The following is a 19,376-nucleotide window of genomic DNA, read 5'->3' as shown; positions in this document are numbered from 1 at the left end:
CGCCGCGGCGCAAGCTGGACGGCGCCTGATTGCTGACCGCTGGACCGCCATCGTGATGACTTTCCGCCTGCTGCTGCCGCTCGGCCTGATGTTCTCCGTCGCGTTCTCGGCCGTGGTCTCCTGGCCCGCGCGCGCGGCCGGCGACCGCTTCGCGCTGGTCATCGGCAATGCGAAATATCCGGATGCCGAGGCGCCGCTCAAGGAACCGGTCAACGATGCCCGCGACCTCACCGACGAGTTGAAGCGCGACGGTTTCAGCGTCGAGACCCTGGAGAACGCCGGCGGCGACGCGATGCGCCGCGGCCTCGACCGGCTCTATGGCAAGATCAAGCCGGGCTCGGTGGCGCTGCTGTTCTTCTCCGGCTACGGCATCCAGTCGAGCCGGCAGAGCTACATGATCCCGGTCGACGCGCAGATCTGGCAGGAGGCCGACGTGCGGCGCGACGGCATCGGCCTCGAGCAGGTGCTGCAGGAGATCAACAGCCGCGGCGCCGGCGTGAAGATCGCGCTGCTCGATGCCTCCCGGCGCAATCCCTATGAGCGCAGGTTCCGCACCGCCTCGGCTGGGCTCGCGCCGGTCATCGCACCGAGCGGTACTTTGGTGATGTACTCGGCCGCGCTGTCCGCCGTCGTGTCGGATAGCGGCCGGGATCACAGCCTGTTCGTGCAGGAGCTGCTGAAGGAGATCCGCGTTCCCGACCTCACCGCAGAGGAGACGCTGAACCGCACCCGCGTCGGCGTAACCCGCGCGTCGCGCAGCGAGCAGGTGCCGTGGATCTCGTCGTCGCTGGCGGAGGACTTCTCCTTCGTGCCGGGCAATGGCGGCGTCAGGCCGCCGCAGGCCGAGAGCAATGCCGCGCCGATTCCGGCACCACCTGTCCCTGCGCCGACCCCGACGCAGGTCGTGGTGGCTCCGCCGGTGCCGTCGCCGCTGCCGCCGGCTCCGCCCGCGCCGCAGCCGACGCCGGTGCAGAAGGTGGATACTCCGCCGGCACCGCCGGTTGCTCCGGCGCCGCCGGCGCCCGCGCCATCTCCCGTGATCGCGAACGTGGCGCCCGCCGCGCCTGCTGCGCCCGCGGCCCCCGCCGCTCCGGCGGAGGATGCGTTTGCCGACGATCCCACGATCAAGAGCCTGACCGCCAAGATCGCGGCCAATCCGGAGGATGCCGGCGCGCTGTACCGGCGCGGCCAGGTGTATGCGAGCAAGGGCGCCTACGCGCAGGCGATCCGCGATTTCGACGACACCATCCGGATCAATCCAAAGGACGTCGAGGCGCTCAACAACCGCTGTTGGGCCCGCACGGTCGTCGGCGAGCTGCAGCCTGCGCTGCGCGACTGCAACGAGGCGCTGCGGCTGCGGCCGAATTTCGTGGACGCGCTCGACAGCCGCGGGCTGGTCAACCTCAAGAGCGGCGCGGTCAAGAACGCCATCGCCGATTTCGATGCGGCGCTGAAGATCAATCCGCGCCTGACGTCATCATTGTATGGCCGAGGTCTCGCCAAGCAGCGTAACGGCGCCGCGCAGGAGGGCGCGCTCGACATCGCCAACGCCAAGGCGATGGACCCCAACATCGTCCGCGAGTTCGAAGCTTACGGCGTGCGCTGATTTGTTGCGCGCGTCGGCCGGCCGGCTCGAACCATGCGGCAGGCCGGACCGACATAAAAGCGAACAGCCGGGTGTCGCGTGTGGGCGCGGCGGAGACCGGGACGATCAGTTCGCGTGAGGAGGGATTGGCAATGACCGCACCGAAAACGAATTCGACCATGACCGCCGGCCTGACGGCTCTCCTGGCCGCGACGGTCCTGAGCGCAGCCGCGTCGCTCGTCGCGATGCCGGCCTTCGCCGCCGATGACGTCAGCGAGGATCAGATCGTCCGCGCCCTGGCCGGGCAGAAGAAGCCGCTGACCCGGGGGCTGTCGATGTCGCCGCCGTCGGAGGCCGCGCCCGCCGTCTCGCCGGAGCAGGACAAGTTCCTGCAGAGCATTCGCGGCCGCTCGACGCGATCGCTGTCCACTGCCGAGCGCGAGGAGATCGCGGCGGTCGCCAAGACCAAGCCGAACATCGATCTCGAGATCACCTTCGACTACAATTCCGCCAACATCAGCCAGAAGTCGCTGCCGTCGGTGCAGGCGCTGGGCCGGGCGCTGACCAATGCCGAGCTGAAAGGGTCGACCTTCGTCGTCGCCGGTCATACCGATGCCGCCGGTGGCGAGGCCTACAATCAGGATCTCTCGGAGCGGCGCGCCGATTCGATCAAGCGCTATCTGGTCGAGAAGTTCGGCATCGCCGGCGCCGACCTGGTGACGGTGGGCTACGGCAAGAGCAAGCTGAAGGATCCGAGCCAGCCGCTCGCCGAGGTGAACCGCCGCGTCCAGGTCGTCAACATGCAGAGCAAGACGGCGGCGGCCAAGTAGCGCCGCGTCCATCAAGCGCCGTCGGAGGTCGCGTGGCCGGAGATCGAGGTGGCCGGATGCGTCCCGCAGGATTGCGGGGCGCATCGCCTTGTCGGAGCGTCCCGCGCCAAATTCGCAGCATCCATAACCCGCATCTCGCGCCGACCGGATCCCCCTGCCGATGAAGCTGCCAAAATCCCTTAAAACCGCAGCCAGCGCGGTGGTCTTCGTGGCCCTGTTCGCCGGCTATTACTGGTACGAGCATCGTCCCCATCACACTGCCGAGGAGCCGCCGATGCAGGCCCAGGTGCTTGTGACCAAGGCGGTGAAAGCCTGCTTCTCGGATCTCGTGCGCGTCACCGGCTTCGTCGTGGCCCGCCGCGAGGCGGTGGTCGGCGCCGATCAGGAGGGATCGCGGGTCATCGACGTTCTGGTCAAGGAGGGCGACACCGTCACCGAGAACCAGGAGCTGGCGCGCCTGACGCCGCCGCCGCAGCAGCCGGGAGCGCCGGCAGCGGCCGCGAGCCGGCCGGTGTCGCTGCGTGCGCCGGCCGCAGGACTCGTCACCGAGGTCCGCACGATCGCCGGTGCGCCGGCCTCGCCGCAGGCCGGCCCGATGTTCCGCATCGCCGTCAACAACGAGCTGGAGCTCGACGCCGAGGTTCCGAGCGTTCATCTCCTGAAGCTCGGCACGGGCGCGCCGGTGCGCATCACTCGTGACAACCTTCCCGACATTGTCGGCCGCCTGCGCGTGGTGGCGCCGCAGGTCGACCGGACCACCCAGCTGGGCCATGTGCGCATCGCGCTGACCAGCAATCCGTCGCTCAAGCCGGGCATGTTCGCGCGCGCCAATATCGATGCCCGGCGGAGCTGCGGCGTCGCCGTGCCCAATACGGCGATCGATCATCTCACCATCCAGGTCGTGAAGGGCAACACGATCGAGACCCGCCGGGTGCGGGTCGGCCTGGTGTCGGATACGTCGAGCGAGATCCTCGACGGGCTGACAGAGGGAGAAATCGTGGTGGCCGACGCCGGCAGCTCGCTGCACGATGGCGACCAGATCAAGACCATGTTTGCCGAAGACATCGATCGCACGCGGGTACGCTGATGGCACTGAATATTTCGGCATGGTCGATCCGGAACCCGCTGCCGTCGATCCTCTTCTCCATCATCCTGCTGATCCTGGGCTGGATGAGCTTCACCAAGCTCGCGGTGACCCGGCTGCCGAACGCCGACATTCCGGTGATCTCGGTCGCGGTGGCGCAATTCGGCGCGGCGCCGTCGGAGCTTGAATCCCAGGTCACCAAGATCATCGAGGACGGCGTCTCCGGCGTCGAGGGCGCGCGCCACATCCAGTCGCTGATCACCGACGGCCTGTCGGTGACGACGATTACGTTCGCGCTCGAGACCAACACCGATCGCGCCATCAACGACGTCAAGGACGCCGTCACCCGGGTCCGTTCCGACCTGCCGCAGAACGTCACCGAGCCGCTGATCTCGCGCGTCGACAAGATCGGGCTGCCCATCGTCACCTATGCGGCGATCTCGCCGGGCAAGACGCCGGAGCAGCTGTCGTTCTTCGTCGACGACGTGGTCAAGCGCGAGCTGCAGGGCGTGCGCGGCGTCAGCCAGGTCGAGCGCATCGGCGGCGTCGAGCGTGAGATTCTGGTCTCGCTCGATCCCGACCGGCTGCAGGCCATGGGCCTTACCGCCGTCAATGTCAGCCAGAGCCTGCGCGGAACCAATGTCGACGTCGCCGGCGGCCGCGCCGAGATCGGCAAGAACGACCAGGCGATCCGCACGCTCGCCGGCGCCAAGACGCTGAACGAGCTGTCCAACACGATGATTCCCTTGTTCGGCGGCGGCGAGGTCCGGCTCGCCGATCTCGGGACGGTCACCGACACGATCGCCGACCGCCGCACCTTTGCGCGCTTCAACGGTGAGCCGGTGGTCGCGCTCGGCATCAAGCGCGCCAAGGGCGCCAGCGACGTGGTCGTCGCCGCCGCGGTCCAGAAGCGCATCGACCAGGTCAGAGCCGCCCATCCCGATGTCGAGCTGAAGCTGATCGATACGTCGGTCGATTTCACCAAGGGCAATTACGAAGCGGCGATCTCGACCCTGTTCGAGGGCGCGATCCTCGCCGTCATCATCGTGCTCTTGTTCTTGCGTGACTTCCGCGCCACGGTGATCGCGGCGATCTCGCTGCCGCTGTCGATCTTTCCGGCCTTCTGGGCGATGGATATTCTCGGCTTCTCGCTGAACATGGTGTCGTTCCTGGCGATCACGCTGTCGACCGGCATTCTGGTCGACGATGCCATCGTCGAGATCGAGAACATCGTGCGCCACATGCGGATGGGGAAGTCGCCCTATCGCGCGGCGCTCGATGCCGCGGACGAGATCGGGCTCGCGGTCATCGCGATCAGCCTCACCATCATCGCGATCTTTGCACCGGCCAGTTTCATGTCCGGCATCGCCGGACAGTTCTTCAAGCAGTTCGGCATCACCGTCTCGGTGCAGGTGTTCTTCTCGCTGCTGGCGGCGCGCTTCGTCACGCCGATGCTGGCGGCCTACTTCCTCAAGCATCACGACCATGACGATCCGCCGCCCGGTTTCATCCTGCGTGCGTATCAGCGCATCGTCACATGGTCGGTGAAGCACTACTTCATCACGGTTCTCCTGGGCATCGGGATCTTCGCGGGCTCGATCTGGAGCACGACCCTGCTGTCGCAAGGGTTCCTGCCTGCCCAGGACGCCGCGCGATCGCTGCTCGCGATCGAGCTGCCGCCCGGGGCGCAGCTCGCCTACACCGAGAAGGTGACCGAGGACATCGTCGCGCGCCTGCGCAAGCGGCCCGAGGTCCGCAGCGTGTTCGTTGACGGCGGCCGGCTTCAGGGCGCGATGGAGGTTCGCCGCGCCGGGATGATCGTCAACTACACGCCGAAGACCGAGCGCAAGATCACCCAGAAGGAGCTCGAGCTCGAGATCACCAAGGATCTCGAGAGCATTCCGGACATCCGCTTCTGGTTCACCGACGAAAATGGTCTGCGCCCGATCAAGCTGGTGCTGACGGGCTCGGATCCCAAGCTGGTCGACAACGTTGCCAGCGAGCTCGCGTCGCAGATGAAGCGGATTCCGATCATCTCCAACGTCGTGTCGGACACCTCGCTCGACCGGCCGGAGTTGCGGGTGCAGCCGCGCGCCGACCTGGCCGCGCGTCTGGGCGTGTCGACAGAAAGCCTGTCGCAGACCATCCGCGTCGCCACGATCGGAGATGTCGGTCCCGCGCTGGCGAAATACGATGCCGGCGGCCGCCTCGTCCCGATCCGGGTGCAGCTCGAGGATGCGGCGCGCAGCGACGTGAAGATCCTCGAACAGTTGCGGGTGCCGCTCGGGCAGTACGGCGAAAAGGGCGGTGTGCCGCTGGCGGTGGTCGCCGATATCAAGCTCGATCAGGGCCCGACCAGCATCAGCCGCTACGATCGCGGGCGGCAGGCCACCGTCGCGGCCGACCTCGTCGGGCTTGCGGCGCTCGGCGATGCGACCAGGCAGATCGACGAGCTGCCGGTCAGAAAGAGCATGCCGGCCAGCGTCAAGCTGATCCCTTCGGATGATGCCGAGAGCCTGAACGAGCTGGCGTCCGGCTTCATCACGGCGATCACGGCAGGGCTGATGATCGTCTACGCCGTGCTGGTGCTGCTGTTCGGCACCTTCCTGCAGCCGATCACGATTCTGTTCTCGCTGCCGCTGTCGATCGGCGGGGCGATCGGCGCGCTGATGCTGACGGGCAAGCAGCTCACGATCCCGGTCTATATCGGCATGATGATGCTGATGGGCATCGTGACCAAGAACGCGATCATGCTGGTCGAGTTCGCGGTCGAAGCGATTCATGCCGGTGTCAGGCGCGACGAGGCGATCATCGACGCCGGCATGAAGCGGGCCCGTCCGATCGTGATGACCACGATCGCGATGGTCGCCGGCATGATGCCGAGCGCGCTCGCGGTCGGTGCCGGCGGCGAGTTCCGCTCGCCGATGGCGCTCGCGGTGATCGGCGGCCTGGTGTTCTCGACCGTGCTGTCGCTCTTGTTCGTGCCGGCGATGTTCCTGGTGATGGACGATGTCGGCGCGTTGTTCGCCCGCCTCGGCCGCAAGCTGATCGTCTCCTCCGGCGAGACTGCCGACGAGGCGCAGTCCGGCCATGGGCCGGAGGCGGGGCATCAGCCAAAGCCGCCGCCGTCGGCGATGTCGCCGGCTGCGGAATGAGATGAGTGCTGGAAACGTGCTGTTTCAGTTCGCGGTCGAGGGCGTACGGCGGCGCGCGCTGAGATCGTGGGCCACGTTCGGCGCGCTGTCGACTGGCGCGGTGGTCTCAGGCGGAACGATCAGGGCAACGAAGCCCTGGCTCGCGCCCTCCAGGCCGAACAGCTTGGTCCGGAGCGTGAAATCGGCCCGTACCGAACGTCGCGCCTGCGCTGCCGCGGCTTGCATGCCGGAGATGCAGGAGATGTCGGTGTCGTAGCACAGCGCCGCCCAGCCCTGCGCAGTCAGCTCTTCTGACGGAGGGTGCAGCTCGTGCGGGTGCACAAGCGCCATTTCATAGTGCGGGTGGTCGGGACTGTAGAACGCGGCGGCAAAGGCGAGGCCGTCATCGCCGCCGACGGCGATAAGGGCTCCGTTCGACGCCGTATGCCACAGGCGGTCGAGCTCAGTCACGGCCGGCTCGTAGAAATCGCGGCCCTCGTTCAACGGAACGTAGTTCCGGTACAAGGCATGGAAGGGCGCTACGACTGTGGCCGCGAATGCCGCGATCGCGATCGTCGCAGCGGCGAGATTGATCGTGACGTCGCGGGGGGCGTGATAGCTCGCGCCACACACGATCACGATGACGAACAGGAAGACGCCCTGCAGGCCCCAGAGCGGCGGCATGTCGGTGCCGAACACGATCGAGACCAGCGCGGGGAACACCACGGTCCCGATGCTGATCATCGCCAGCAGCCGGAGTCCGGGGGCGAGGCTGAGCGCATCGTTCAGCACGCGGGTGGCGCGGGGCCGGGTCATGGCGAGCCATATGAGGCCGGGGATACCGGCGATGCCGGCCATCGCCAACAGGAAGCCGCTGCCCTCGACCAGGGCGGCCGAGGCGGTCTTGCCGACGTGATGCTCGATCGCATGCGAGAACGGCTGGGCGCCGGTCGTGGCGAGCCAATAGATATGGGGGGCGAGCGCGACCAGGCCGGACAGCGCCGCGATCCAAGGCGCGGACGAGGTGAAATAGGCCCGACGCTCGCCGTGGCACAACGCTGCGACCGCAAAGCCCGCGATCAGGAAGACCGAGTAGTACTTGCCGAGCATGGCGAGTGCCGCGGTCAGGCCGGCCGCGACGGCCCAGCCGACGTGACGTGTCTCGAACGAGCGCAGGAAACACCACGTCGCCAGCGGCCAGCTCGACAGCAGCACGGCGTTGGCGTTGAAGCGTTGCGCGTGCAGTTGATAGACCGGCAGCAGCATGAGCAGCAGCAGGACGACCAGGCGCTTGTCACCGCGCGCGAAACGCCGGGTGATGAGGTCGACGGCCCAGAGGCCGACCGCCGCGTTGGTCAGCGCCAGCAGGTTGAACGACCAGTTGGTCAGCGGAAACACGGTGGTCCAGGCCCGCGCGGCCCAGCCCATCAGCGGCGGATGCTTGGTCGAGCCCCAGTCGAAGCTGCGTCCGAGCGACCAGGTCTCGATCACATCCTGATGGAGATCGCCCCCCAGATAGGCGACCGAGAAATACACCATCCAGACCGCGACGAACCCGACGATCAGGGCCGGAACGGCCCAACCGTCCTCCACGGCGTCGATCCAGATCGTGAGAGCTCTGCGCCACCGGCCTACCGAACCACTGGCCTCGATCGCGATCGCCGGCAACGCAAGACTCATGACTTCGCTTCCACCACGCTTGTCTGGCGCGCAAAGCCCCACCCCGCGCACCGTCCGTGCGCGAGCCCGTGGAGTTCATCGCTGCCGGATTGAACCCTGTTAGAACTGTTAAAAAGAGTTCATGTCGCAAATTGTGAGGCGTGGTGGCCCAATTGCGATCATCTTTGGCCGATGCTGATACGAAACGATGCACGACGGGCAGTTCCCGCCATGGACTGGACCCGCAATCGACAAATTCGCGGTGAACGACGCTGCGCGCTTGCCGCGCTCGGCCAACTAATCGTTGCGTGCGATCGTGTTCAGCCTGGTCAGGTCATGCAGCAGGATGCGGCCGCGTTGCAGATCCAGGATCTTGTCCTTGCGCCAGGCCTGCAACTGGCGGTTCACGCTTTCGCGCGCCGCGCCGACGAAGACGCCGAGCTGTTCCTGCGAGATGTGAACCTCGGAGCCGAAATCCTCCGCCAGCGCGCACAGCCGGCGTGCCAGCCGCACCGGCAGCGGCTGCAGCACGGATTCCTCCATGCGCTCGCTCTGCCAGCGGATGCGCTGGCACAGCAGCTGAATGATCCTGATCGCCACCTTGGGCTCGCGTTCCAGGAAACTGAGGAAATCCTCGCGGCGGAGCACGAACAGCTCGGTTGCTTCACCGGCGGTGGCGTCCGCCGTGCGCTCCTGCCCGTCGAGCACGGCGACCTCGCCGAACAGATCGCCGGGCCCCATGAAGTTGAGCGTCAGCCGGCTGCCGTCAGTGGCACCGGTCTCGATGCGAATCTGGCCGCGCCGCACCCCGAACAGGGCATTGCCGGGGTCGCCCTTCTGGAACAGTACCTCGCCCGACGACAGATGCTGAGTGTGGCAGAGGCTCGAGATTCGCTGCAACTCGTCCGAACCGAGGTCGGCGAACATCGGGTTCATCTTCAGAATGACCGCAAATTCGGCCTGCTTGCTCATCACTATACCTTCGGCAATGGTTCAAAGCCTCAGTTACAGAAACCCCCCGGTCGGAAGTGTGTCATAAGTCACATAATGACGCACGGGCTTCCGACTATTTTGGTCGCGCTGGGAGCGGTCTTCGTTCCGAGAAAATTTCGGATTGAACCGGGTCGGCATTGCCGCACGCTAACCGGTGGAGACCGCTCGCGCCTCGCGCTTGGGACATCGACATGAAGGCATTGAAGATCGCAGGCGGTTTGATTGGCGCCGTCATCGTCGTGCTGGCTCTGGCGCTGGCTTTTGGACTTCCGGCGAGCTTCCTTACGGTGGCCATCCAGGACCGCGTCGAACGTGACACCGGCTATCGCCTGAGCATCGCCGGCTCGGCAAGCGTCAGCCTGTGGCCGTCGCTGCATGCAACCCTGACGGACATCACCGTGCAGGATCCGAAGGAGCGGGACGGCAACAATCGGCTGACGATCGGCAAGCTGCAGGCTGACGTGGCGCTGTCGAGCCTGTGGTCCGGCCGGCCCGACATCGGCGAGATCATCATCGACAAGCCCACACTCTATCTGCCGCTGCTGCGCGAGCGGCTGCGGGATAATGCGCCGCGCAGCCGTGCCTCGGCGAAGCCAGAAGCGGCGCCTGCGGCCCGGATCGAACGGGTCACCGTCAGGGACGGCGCCGTCATCCTCTCCAACCCGCGCGACCGCGTCGAGAATCGTCTCGAGGGCATCGGCGCGACGGCGTCTCTGTCCGATGGCAAGGTCAAGATCACGGGTACGGCCCGGGCCGGCGACCGCCCGGTCACGTTCGACGTCACAGCGCCGGCGCCGGCGCTGCCGATTGACCGCCAGACCCTGCCGGTCGAGTTCAAGATCGACGTGGCCAATGCATTCCGCGGCGGTCTTGCCGGCCGCGCCGACGTTCGCCTGAATGGCCCGGTGGTGATGATCAACGGTCTCAGCGGAACGCTCGGCGATGGCGATTTCAACGGCTGGGCCTCGGTCGATCTGGCGAGCAAGCCGCTGGTGAAGGTCGATCTCGACGTTCGCCGGCTCGACTTGGGAGCGCCTGCCGCGCAGGGCCCTGCCGGCGCGTCGGGATGGAGCACGGCGGCAATCGACTTGCGCGGTCTCAACTACGTCGATGCCCGTGTGAAGCTGTCGGCGACGGACGTCGTTCTCTCCGGGGCCCGCCTCGGTCCGCTCGATCTCGAAGCCTCGCTGGCCGGTGGCCTGCTGAAGGCGACCATCGCCAATCTCGGCGCCTATGAGGGGCAGGCCAGTGGCGAGGTCGTGATCGACGCCTCCACGGGCAATCCGGCCTATGCGATGCACTGTGATCTCGTCGGCATCCGGGCGCTGCCGCTGCTCTCTAACGTCGCCGGATTCGACAAGCTCGATGCGCGGATGCAAGGCAAGCTCGCCTTGCGCTCCAATGGCGCCAGCCAGCAGGCGATCATGAGCAACCTGAGCGGCTCGGCGTTCCTGTTGTTCCAGGACGGCGCGATCCGCGGCATCAACGTTGCGCAGATGATCCGCTCATTGACATCCAATCCGCTGTCGGGATGGCAGGATTCGAAGGAACTGACGACCGATCTCACGCAGCTCTCGGCCTCGTTTCAGGTCGAGCGCGGGCAGGCCGCCACCAGTGACCTCAATTTGGTCGGACCGCTGGTCAAGGTCGCCGGTACGGGGACGATCGATCTGGGCAATCGGGCGCTGGCGATGCGGGTCGAGCCGAAGCTCGTGATGACGACCGAGGGGCAGGGCCGCACCTCGGAGCCGATCGGCCTTGGGATTCCCGTCGTCATCGACGGCCCCTGGAGTCAGCCGCGCTTCTACCCCGACATGGCCGGCATCCTGGACAATCCGGACGCGGCCTACGCCAGGCTCAAGCAGATGGGCCAGGGCCTGTTCGGCAAGGACGGAGCCGGGCTGAACAATTTGATCAACGGCATCGGCGGCCTGATCGGAAATTCTGCGCCCACCGGTGCTGCTGGTCCGAACGGCGCGCCGTCAGCGGCAGCCCCGAATGGGCAGGCCCCGGCCCCCGGCCAATCCGACCTGCTTGGCGGCGATCTCGGATCGGCGATCGGCAATCTGATTCAGCAAGGACTGCAGGGCGCGTCGCCGCCCGCCAAGAGCCGCGGCCGTACGCTGGTTGCGCCCCAGGACGGCGCTGTTTCGCGGCCTCCGGGCGACGCCGGCCAGGGCGCGGCAGAGGCCGCTCCCGCCGAGCCCTTGCAGGACGGTGCCCAGGACAGCCAGCCGATGAACGACGTTCTGAAGCGCATCTTCAATAGGTAATATATGACCGCGACCGGCCGAGTCCGCGAAGGATGTCCCCCGAGCGGTGGATGCAATTCAGGGCCAGCCGCACGATAACGAGGCGCGCGAGCGCGCGCGGCGTGGGCGCCGCTGTGCATGCCATTCTGTGCTAAACGGATGCCGGCGACGGATCGTCTCGCACCCGAGCGGTCCCGTCTCCGAGGTGTTGCTGCCGCGAGGACGGCAGCGGACGCGCCTGTCCGAGGCTGACCTCGGCGATGATGCGCGTGAGGGGTCCGGATGAGCGAGGTCGAGAACAGAGGCTGGTCGTTGCGGCAGGGCCTGTTCGCCAAATACGTCGTGTCGCTGGTCGGGCTCGTCGTGTTCGTCCTGGCCGTGAACGGCGCGACCGAAACCTGGATCAGCTATCAGTCCACCAAGGCGAGCCTGACCGCCGCCATGGCCGAAAAGGCCGACGCCAGCGCCCGGCGGATCGATCAGGCGCTCTCGGATCTGCAGCGGCAGATCAGCTGGGTGACGCGGGCGAGCGCCAACACGCTGGAGCTGCGCCGCGCCGACTACGTGCAGCTGCTGAGTCAGGCACCGGCCGTGCGGCAGTTGTATCAGCTCGACGGACAGGGCCGCGAGCAGCTCCGGGTGTCGCGCACCTCGATCTCGTTCTCCTCGGGCAACGACCTGTCGCGCGATCTGCGCTTCACCGACACCGTCACGCATGGAAGCAGTTTCTCGGCCGTGACCTTCAAGGGCGCGCAGCCGATGATGTCGATCTCGGTCGCGCATTCCGGCTTCAATGCCGGTGTGACCGTGGCTGACATCGATCTCGACTTTCTCGAAGACTTCATGACCGAGGCACAGGTCGGCAAGGTCGGCACCGCCTACGTGATCGATCCGCGCGGCCAGGTGCTGGCGAGCTCCGCGAAAGGGCCGGCCGTCGGCCAGGACCTCGCCAAGCTGCCGCAGGTCGCGGCGGCGCTCGCGCCGGATGGCCAGCCGCTGGCCTCCGGCACGGACACCGCGGGGCATGCCGTGCTCTCGGCGGTCGCGACGCTCCCCAAGCTCGGCTGGTCCGTGTTCTTCGAGCAGTCCACTGCGCACGCGCTGGCGCCGATCCGGGACCAGCTGTTGCGTGGGGCGCTGTTGATCGCGCTCGGTCTTGCCGTGGCGATCCTCGCGGGCTCGCTGCTGGCGCGCCGCATGCTCGTTCCGATCACCGCATTGCGCGCCGGCGCGCGCAAGCTCGGCGCGGGTGACTTCGCCCAGCGCATCGAGGTGAAGACGCATGACGAGCTGGAGGAGCTCGCCGATCAGTTCAACAGCATGGCCGGCCAGCTCGCGCAGTCCTATGCCGTGCTGGAAGCCAAGGTCGAGGAGCGGACGCGCGATCTCGCTCAGTCGATCAATGAGCTGAAGGTGCTCGAGGAGGTCGGACGCGCGGTGGCCTCCTCGCTCGATCTCAATGCCGTGCTGCCGACGGTGGCGGCGCGCGCGCTGGAGATCACGCATGCCGATGCCGTGCTGATCTATTCCTACGATGCCGCGGAACGCCGCTTCAGGCTGGTGGAGGCCAAGGGCGTCGACCGGGACGGCGCGCACAATGTGCTCGACGAGCGCACGAGCCTGCTCTCCGATTCCGTGCGCAGCGGCGAGCCGATCGCGATCGCCGAGCTTGAAAGCGCACCCGATCACCCGCTGCGCGATGTCGCCGTCGCCGCCGGCTTCCGCGCCGTGCTGTTCACGCCGCTGGTCGATCAGCAGGGCGTGCTCGGCGCGCTGGTGGTGCTTCGGCGGGCGGCCGGCACGTTCCCGCCGAACCTGATCGGACTGATGCGGACATTTGCCAACCAGGCCGTGCTGGCGATGCGCAATGCGCGATTGTTCACGGAGGTCGACCAGAAGGGCCGCGAGCTGGCGCTGACCCACGCCACCGTGCAGCAGCAGGCCGCCAAGCTCACCGAGCAGACCGAGCAGCTGCGCGAGTGGAACAAGTCGCTCGAGGAGCGCGTCGAGAAGCAGCTCGCGGAGATCGAGCGGATCAGACGGCTGGAGCGCTTCCTGGCGCCGCAGGTGGCCCAGATCATCGCGTCGTCGGATGGTCACGATGCGCTGCTGGAAAGCCACCGCCGCGAGGTCACGGTCGTGTTCTGCGATCTGCGCGGCTTCACCGCGTTCACCGAGACCACCGAGCCCGAGGAGGCGATGAACGTGCTGCGCGAATATCACGCCGCGCTCGGCAAGCTCATCTTCAAATATGAGGGCACGCTCGATCGCTATGCCGGCGACGGCGTGATGATCCTGTTCAACGCGCCGATCCCGTTCGAGGACCACACCACGCGCGCGGTGAGGATGGCGCTCGAAATGCGCGAAGAGATCGGACAATTGACCGAGCGCTGGAAAAACCGCGGCCACAGCCTGGGGTTCGGCGTCGGCATTGCGCTGGGATATGCGACGCTCGGCCAGGTCGGCTTCGAGCACCGGCTGGAATATGCCGCGATCGGCAGCGTCACCAATCTCGCCTCGCGGCTGTGCGACGAGGCCAAGGCGGGACAGGTGATCGTGTCGCGTCGTGTCTACGGCGTGGTCGAACAGTCGGTCGACGCCAGGCCGATCGACGACCTGCATCTGAAGGGATTCAACCACCCGGTGCTGGCGATGGAGATTTTGCGCTGGCGGGGAGAGGGTATCGACGTGTTGGACGTCCCAGCGGAGCCGCGGCGTTCGTCGGCGACCAACAAGTAGGGTGGGCAAAGGCGCCTGGGCGGTGCTTGTTGCTTGGCAGCAGTCTCACGCGCCGCGCCCACCGTCTCAATCCGACGAAGAACGGCGGGCACGCGCCGCCTCCGGCGGCGCTTTGCCCACTCTACACCTTGGCAACTAATAGGCCTGCTTCGCGTCGGCCTCCTCGCTCGTCTGGATCAGGTCGAGGCTCGCCTCGATCTTGCCGATCAGGCGGTCGAACGTCCTGCGCTCGTCGGCGGACAGGCATGCCATGATTTCGCGCTCGCGCTGCTGCAAACGCGGGATCAACTCCTCGTACAGCGTCTTGCCCTTCCGTGTCAGGCGCAGGCGGAACTCGCGGCGATCCTCGGTGTTCTCGACCCGCTCGATCAGCCGCCGCTCCAGCAGCGACGTCACGGCCCGGCTGATGGTCGATTTGTGCGTGCGGGTGCACGCTGCGACATATTGCGCGCTGCAGGCCTCGCGGCGGAAGCCGAGCGTCGCCAGCACGCGCCATTCCGGAATGTCGAGCCCATAGCGCTCGCGATACTCGACGGCGAGCGCCGCGCTGACCTCCGCGGCCAGACGGTTGAGCCGGAATGGCGCGAACTTGAACAGGTCGAGCCGCTCGTCGTCCTGCGGCACCGCGGCATTTCGGTCATCCTCGACCGGCTTCGCCTGCTGCCTGGACGCCGCGGGAGATGGCTTCGCCAAGATCGCGCTCCGATTTTTGAGTTGACGCGGCCGAAGCCGTCGGCTTTAGAATAGTTGCAGGTGAGACTATCTGGCAAGACGGCCAGATGGCCTCGCCCGAGGAAATGTCGGTCGCTTCGAAAATCGTCGCGTCGAAAAGTTCAAGAAAACCACAAGGCGAGCAAGCCATGGTGCAGGCCAATCCGGGGCAGGGCGCGGGCCAGGCGAAGGTTCAGTTTGGCTATCATCGGCACGAAGACCAGGATCAGGCCACGCCGGCCGCGCATCCGGTCGTCGTCGTGGGTGCGGGTCCCGTCGGGCTGTCGTTCGCGATCGATCTCGCGCAGCGCGGCCATGCGGTCGTCGTGCTCGATGATGCCGATCGTATCGGCGAGGGCTCGCGTGCGATCTGCTTTTCGAAGCGCTCGCTGGAATATTGGGATCGGCTCGGCGTCGGCGACCGGATGGTCGACAAGGGCGTGGTGTGGAACGTCGGCCGCATCTTCCACGGCCCGTCCGAGCTCTATCAGTTCAACCTGTTGCCGGAGCCCGGGCACAAGCGGCCGGCCTTCATCAACCTGCAGCAGTTCTACGCCGAGGCCTATCTGGTCGATCGCGTCAACGCGCTGCCGGCGATCTCGCTGCGCTGGCGCAACAAGGTCACCGCGCTCGAACAGCGCAATGATCACGTGGTGCTGACGATCGAGACGCCGGACGGCCCGTATCGGCTGTCGGCGCAATATGTGATCGCCTGTGATGGCGCGCGCTCCTCGCTGCGCCAGATGGTCGGCGCGGGCTTCTCCGGCAAGGTGTTCGAGGATCAGTTCCTGATCGCCGACGTCAGGATGACGGCCGAATTCCCCACCGAGCGCTGGTTCTGGTTCGATCCGCCGTTCCACGCCGGACGCTCGGCGCTGTTGCACCGGCAGCCGGACAATGTCTGGCGCATCGACCTGCAGCTCAGCCGCTATGCCGATCCCAACGTCGAGAAGCAGCCGGAGAATGTGCGGCCACGGATCGCGCGCATGCTCGGCCATGACCAGTTCGAATTCGAGTGGATCTCGCTCTATAAATTCCAGTGCCGGCGCATGGAGCGCTTCATTCATGGTCGCGTCGTCTTCGCCGGCGACTCTGCCCATCAGGTTTCGCCGTTCGGCGCACGCGGGGCCAATTCGGGGCTGGAGGATGCCGAGAATCTGGCCTGGAAGCTCGATCGCGTGCTGCGCGGAAGCTCGCCCGCGGCGCTGCTCGACACCTACCATCTGGAGCGAAGCGCGGCGGCCGACGAGAACATTCGCGAGTCGACGCGCGCGACGGATTTCATGGCGCCGAACTCGCACCAGGAGGCGCGGCTGCGCAAAGTGGTGCTCGCGCTCGCCCGGGATACCGAATTCGGCAAGCGCATGGTCAATGGCGGCCGGCTGTCGGTTCCCTCGGTCTACGAGACGCCGCTGTCGACCGAAGATGACGAGGCCTGGGAGACCGGACCGCGCCCGGGGACATCGATGCCGGATGCGCCGCTGAAGGCAGCCGACGGACGGCACCTCCATCTTACCGATGCGTTCAACGCTCAGGGCCGGCGCTTCACGCTGCTGTCGTTCGCCAATGGTGAGGCGATCGACGTGCCCGACGATGTCGGTGTCATCCGCATCGGCGATCCCGATGGACTCGCCGATGGCGAGGGCTTCGCGGTCAAGCGTTACGGTGCCAAACCCGGCACATCCTATCTGCTGCGTCCGGATGGCTATGTCGCGGCGCGCTTCCGGCACCCGAGCCGCGCCGCGATCGCGGCGGCGGTCGCACGCGCCTGCGGCCTGAACTGAGGAAGCCGCAACGATGACGCTCTCGACCGCCTCCAATTTCCCCAAGCCCGACGATGCCTTCCGCGCCATTGTCGAAGCCCATCGCGGCCTCTCGGACCTCGAAAGCGCCGACCTCGATGCGGCATTGGTCCTGATCCTCGCCAATCACATCGGCGACATCGGCGTCCTGCGCGACGCGATCACGCTGGCGAAACGCAGCATGGCTGATGCCGGTCAACAGCAACAACAACAACAGCAGCAATAGGCTGCCGCGCACACAAGGAATGAACTGATGGCGAAAGGTTTCGCATCCACGACGGATCTCACCGAGAAGAAGGTGACCTTCTCCGAGATCGGCCCGGATCTCTATGCGTTCACCGCGGAGGGCGATCCGAACTCGGCGGTGATCGTCGGCGATGACGGCTGCATCGTGTTCGATGCGCAGGCGACGCCGGCGATGGCCAACAAGGTGATCGAGCGCGTCAAGACCGTCACCGACAAGCCGATCAAATATGTCGTGCTGTCGCATTACCACGCGGTGCGCGTGCTTGGCGCTTCGGCCTATCACGCCCAGGGCATCGTCGCGTCGCAGGAGACGCGCCGGCTGATCGTCGAGCGCGGCCAGCAGGACTGGGATTCCGAATACGGCCGCTTCCCGCGCCTGTTCCAGGACGCCGAGAGCATCCCCGGCCTGACCTGGCCGACGCTGACTTTCGAAGGCGAGATGACGATCCATCTCGGCAAGCGCGAGGTGCAGCTGATCCAGCTCGGCGCCGGCCACACCTCCGGCGACATCGTCGCCTGGGTGCCGGACGCCGAGGTGATGTTCTCCGGCGACCTCATCGAATATCATTCGGCCTGCTATTGCGGCGACGCCTATTTGCGCGAATGGCCGTCGACCTTGAACGAGATCCGCGACTTCAATCCCAAGGCGATCGCGCCCGGTCGCGGCGAGGCGCTGAAAGGCGAGGCCACCGTGCGCGAGGCGATCGCGATGACGCGCGACTTCGTCAGCTCGCTGTACGGCGCGGCCGAGATGTCGGTCGCGAAGGGACGCAGCCTGAAGGAATCCATGGCCGCCACGCGCGACGTGATGGACCCGAAGTTCTCGAGCTTCGCGATCTACGAGCACTGCCTGCCGTTCAACGTGTCGCGCGCCTATGACGAGGCCAGCGGCATCGACGATCCCGTGATCTGGACCGCCGAGCGCGACCGCGAGATGTGGGCCCGCCTGCAAGGAGAAGGATGATGAACGTCAACACATCGCCTGACCAGCTCAACCGCGCCACGGGGCAGGTTACGCCGGGCTACATGTCCGGCTTCGGCAATTCGTTCGAGACCGAAGCGCTGCCTGGTGCGCTGCCAATCGGGCGCAACTCGCCGCAGCGCTGCGCCTATGGTCTCTATGCCGAGCAGCTCTCGGGCTCGCCGTTTACGGCGCCGCGCGGGTCCAACGAGCGCTCATGGCTGTATCGCATCCGTCCGTCGGTGAAGCATTCCGGCCGCTTCACACGCGTCGATGCCGGGCTGTGGCGCACCGCGCCCTGCCACGAGCAGGAAATCACCGTGCAGCAGTTGCGCTGGGATCCGACGCCGCTGCCCGCGGGCGAGGTCACGTTCCTGCAGGGCGTACAGACGATGACGACGGCGGGCGATGCCGCGACGCAGGCCGGCATGGGCGCGCATGTCTATGTCATCACCAAGTCGATGGTCGACCAGCACTTCTACAATGCCGACGGCGAAATGATGTTCGTGCTGCAGCAGGGCCGGCTGCTGTTCGTCACCGAGTTCGGCCGTATCGATGCCGAGCCCGGCGAGATCGTCGTGATCCCGCGCGGCGTCAAGTTCCGGGTCGAGATTCCGGCCGGACCTGCGCGCGGCTATCTGTGCGAGAACTACGGCGGCGCCTTCACCCTGCCGGAGCGCGGCCCGATCGGCGCGAATTGCCTTGCCAATGCCCGCGACTTCCTGACGCCGGTGGCGTCGTATGAGGACAAGGACACCCCGACCGAGCTCTATGTGAAGTGGGGCGGCGCGCTGTTCAAGACCGAGCTGAAGCACTCTCCGATCGACGTCGTCGCCTGGCACGGCAACTACGCGCCCTACAAATACGACCTGCGCACCTTCTCGCCGGTCGGCGCGATCGGCTTCGATCATCCCGATCCGTCGATCTTCACCGTGCTGACCTCACCGTCGGAGACGGCGGGCACCGCCAACATCGACTTCGTGATCTTCCCGGAGCGCTGGATGGTCGCCGACAACACCTTCCGCCCGCCGTGGTATCACATGAACATCATGTCGGAGTTCATGGGCCTGATCTACGGCGTCTACGACGCCAAGCCGCAGGGCTTCGTGCCGGGCGGCATGTCCTTGCACAATTGCATGCTGCCGCACGGCCCGGACCGCGAGGCGTTCGATCACGCCAGCAATGGCGAGTTGAAGCCCGTCAAGCTCACCGGCACCATGGCCTTCATGTTCGAGACGCGCTTCCCGCAGCGGATCACCAGGCACGCAGCGGAGTCCGGCACCTTGCAGCCTGACTATGCCGATTGCTGGAACGGACTGGAGAAGCGGTTTAATCCGAACAGGCCTTAGCGCGAACTATGTCAATGCCGTCATGGCCGGG

The 19,376-nt window shown here is 66.5% G+C and carries 13 protein-coding genes; 10 read left to right on the top strand and 3 right to left on the bottom strand.

The window, feature by feature from the left end:
- Positions 1-55 precede the first annotated feature (55 nt).
- The 4 genes from ACQR1F_RS23390 (at position 56) to ACQR1F_RS23375 (ending at position 6,654) form a co-directional block, all read left to right on the top strand.
- Positions 56-1,606, top strand: a complete 1,551-nt coding sequence (locus ACQR1F_RS23390) for a caspase family protein (RefSeq protein WP_434896188.1) — start codon at positions 56-58, stop codon at positions 1,604-1,606.
- A gap of 131 nt (positions 1,607-1,737) precedes the next feature.
- Positions 1,738-2,415 (top strand): OmpA family protein, encoded by a 678-nt coding sequence (locus ACQR1F_RS23385; protein WP_316179238.1) that lies wholly within the window; start codon positions 1,738-1,740, stop codon positions 2,413-2,415.
- Positions 2,416-2,575: 160 nt separating this feature from the next.
- Entirely contained in the window at positions 2,576-3,502 is a 927-nt protein-coding gene (locus ACQR1F_RS23380) for an efflux RND transporter periplasmic adaptor subunit (RefSeq protein WP_316179240.1), read from the top strand.
- Complete coding sequence (locus ACQR1F_RS23375) at positions 3,502-6,654, top strand: efflux RND transporter permease subunit (protein WP_315801725.1); 3,153 nt, start codon at positions 3,502-3,504, stop codon at positions 6,652-6,654. Before ACQR1F_RS23380 ends, ACQR1F_RS23375 begins: the two co-directional genes overlap by 1 nt.
- Positions 6,655-6,678: 24 nt before the next feature.
- Here ACQR1F_RS23375 and ACQR1F_RS23370 read toward each other — a convergent pair whose 3' ends face one another.
- Together ACQR1F_RS23370 and ACQR1F_RS23365 are read right to left on the bottom strand one after the other, a co-directional pair.
- Positions 6,679-8,313, bottom strand: a complete 1,635-nt coding sequence (locus ACQR1F_RS23370; protein WP_434881369.1) for a glycosyltransferase family 39 protein — start codon at positions 8,311-8,313, stop codon at positions 6,679-6,681.
- A 276-nt stretch (positions 8,314-8,589) separates the two neighbouring features.
- Positions 8,590-9,264: a Crp/Fnr family transcriptional regulator gene (locus ACQR1F_RS23365; RefSeq protein ID WP_434881370.1), complete on the bottom strand. Its 675-nt coding sequence runs from the start codon at positions 9,262-9,264 to the stop codon at positions 8,590-8,592.
- Between the two features lie 212 nt (positions 9,265-9,476).
- On the opposite strand from ACQR1F_RS23365, the gene ACQR1F_RS23360 reads away from it, so the two are divergent.
- Both ACQR1F_RS23360 and ACQR1F_RS23355 read left to right on the top strand, forming a co-directional pair.
- On the top strand, positions 9,477-11,558 hold the full coding sequence (locus tag ACQR1F_RS23360) for an AsmA family protein (protein ID WP_315801722.1): 2,082 nt from the start codon (positions 9,477-9,479) through the stop codon (positions 11,556-11,558).
- 261 nt (positions 11,559-11,819) lie between these two features.
- Positions 11,820-14,276, top strand: coding sequence for an adenylate/guanylate cyclase domain-containing protein (locus tag ACQR1F_RS23355; RefSeq protein WP_434913950.1), 2,457 nt, complete (start codon positions 11,820-11,822; stop codon positions 14,274-14,276).
- Positions 14,277-14,411: 135 nt separating this feature from the next.
- Here the strand turns inward: ACQR1F_RS23355 and ACQR1F_RS23350 are convergent, their stop codons facing one another.
- Positions 14,412-14,969, bottom strand: coding sequence for a MarR family winged helix-turn-helix transcriptional regulator (locus tag ACQR1F_RS23350; RefSeq protein WP_316179251.1), 558 nt, complete (start codon positions 14,967-14,969; stop codon positions 14,412-14,414).
- Positions 14,970-15,136: 167 nt separating this feature from the next.
- Between ACQR1F_RS23350 and ACQR1F_RS23345 the strand changes: the two genes are divergently transcribed.
- The 4 genes from ACQR1F_RS23345 to hmgA are packed head-to-tail and all read left to right on the top strand — an operon-like array spanning position 15,137 to position 19,345.
- The gene (locus tag ACQR1F_RS23345) at positions 15,137-16,771 is read left to right on the top strand and encodes an FAD-dependent oxidoreductase (RefSeq protein ID WP_434874074.1); all 1,635 of its coding nucleotides are present in this window, start codon (positions 15,137-15,139) and stop codon (positions 16,769-16,771) included.
- Positions 16,772-16,784: 13 nt separating this feature from the next.
- Entirely contained in the window at positions 16,785-17,015 is a 231-nt protein-coding gene (locus tag ACQR1F_RS23340) for a DUF2783 domain-containing protein (protein WP_434881373.1), read from the top strand.
- 27 nt (positions 17,016-17,042) lie between these two features.
- On the top strand, positions 17,043-17,999 hold the full coding sequence (locus tag ACQR1F_RS23335; protein ID WP_316179254.1) for an MBL fold metallo-hydrolase: 957 nt from the start codon (positions 17,043-17,045) through the stop codon (positions 17,997-17,999).
- Positions 17,999-19,345, top strand: a complete 1,347-nt coding sequence (gene hmgA / locus ACQR1F_RS23330; RefSeq protein ID WP_434913949.1) for a homogentisate 1,2-dioxygenase — start codon at positions 17,999-18,001, stop codon at positions 19,343-19,345. The genes ACQR1F_RS23335 and hmgA overlap by 1 nt, the downstream gene beginning before the upstream one ends.
- Positions 19,346-19,376 lie beyond the last annotated feature (31 nt).

Origin of the sequence: Bradyrhizobium sp. HKCCYLS3013 (assembly GCF_051167615.1) — a bacterium.
Lineage (GTDB): Bacteria > Pseudomonadota > Alphaproteobacteria > Rhizobiales > Xanthobacteraceae > Bradyrhizobium.
The sequence above is the reverse complement of the archived record's forward strand: the minus strand, read 5'-3'. Positions and strand labels throughout refer to the sequence as shown.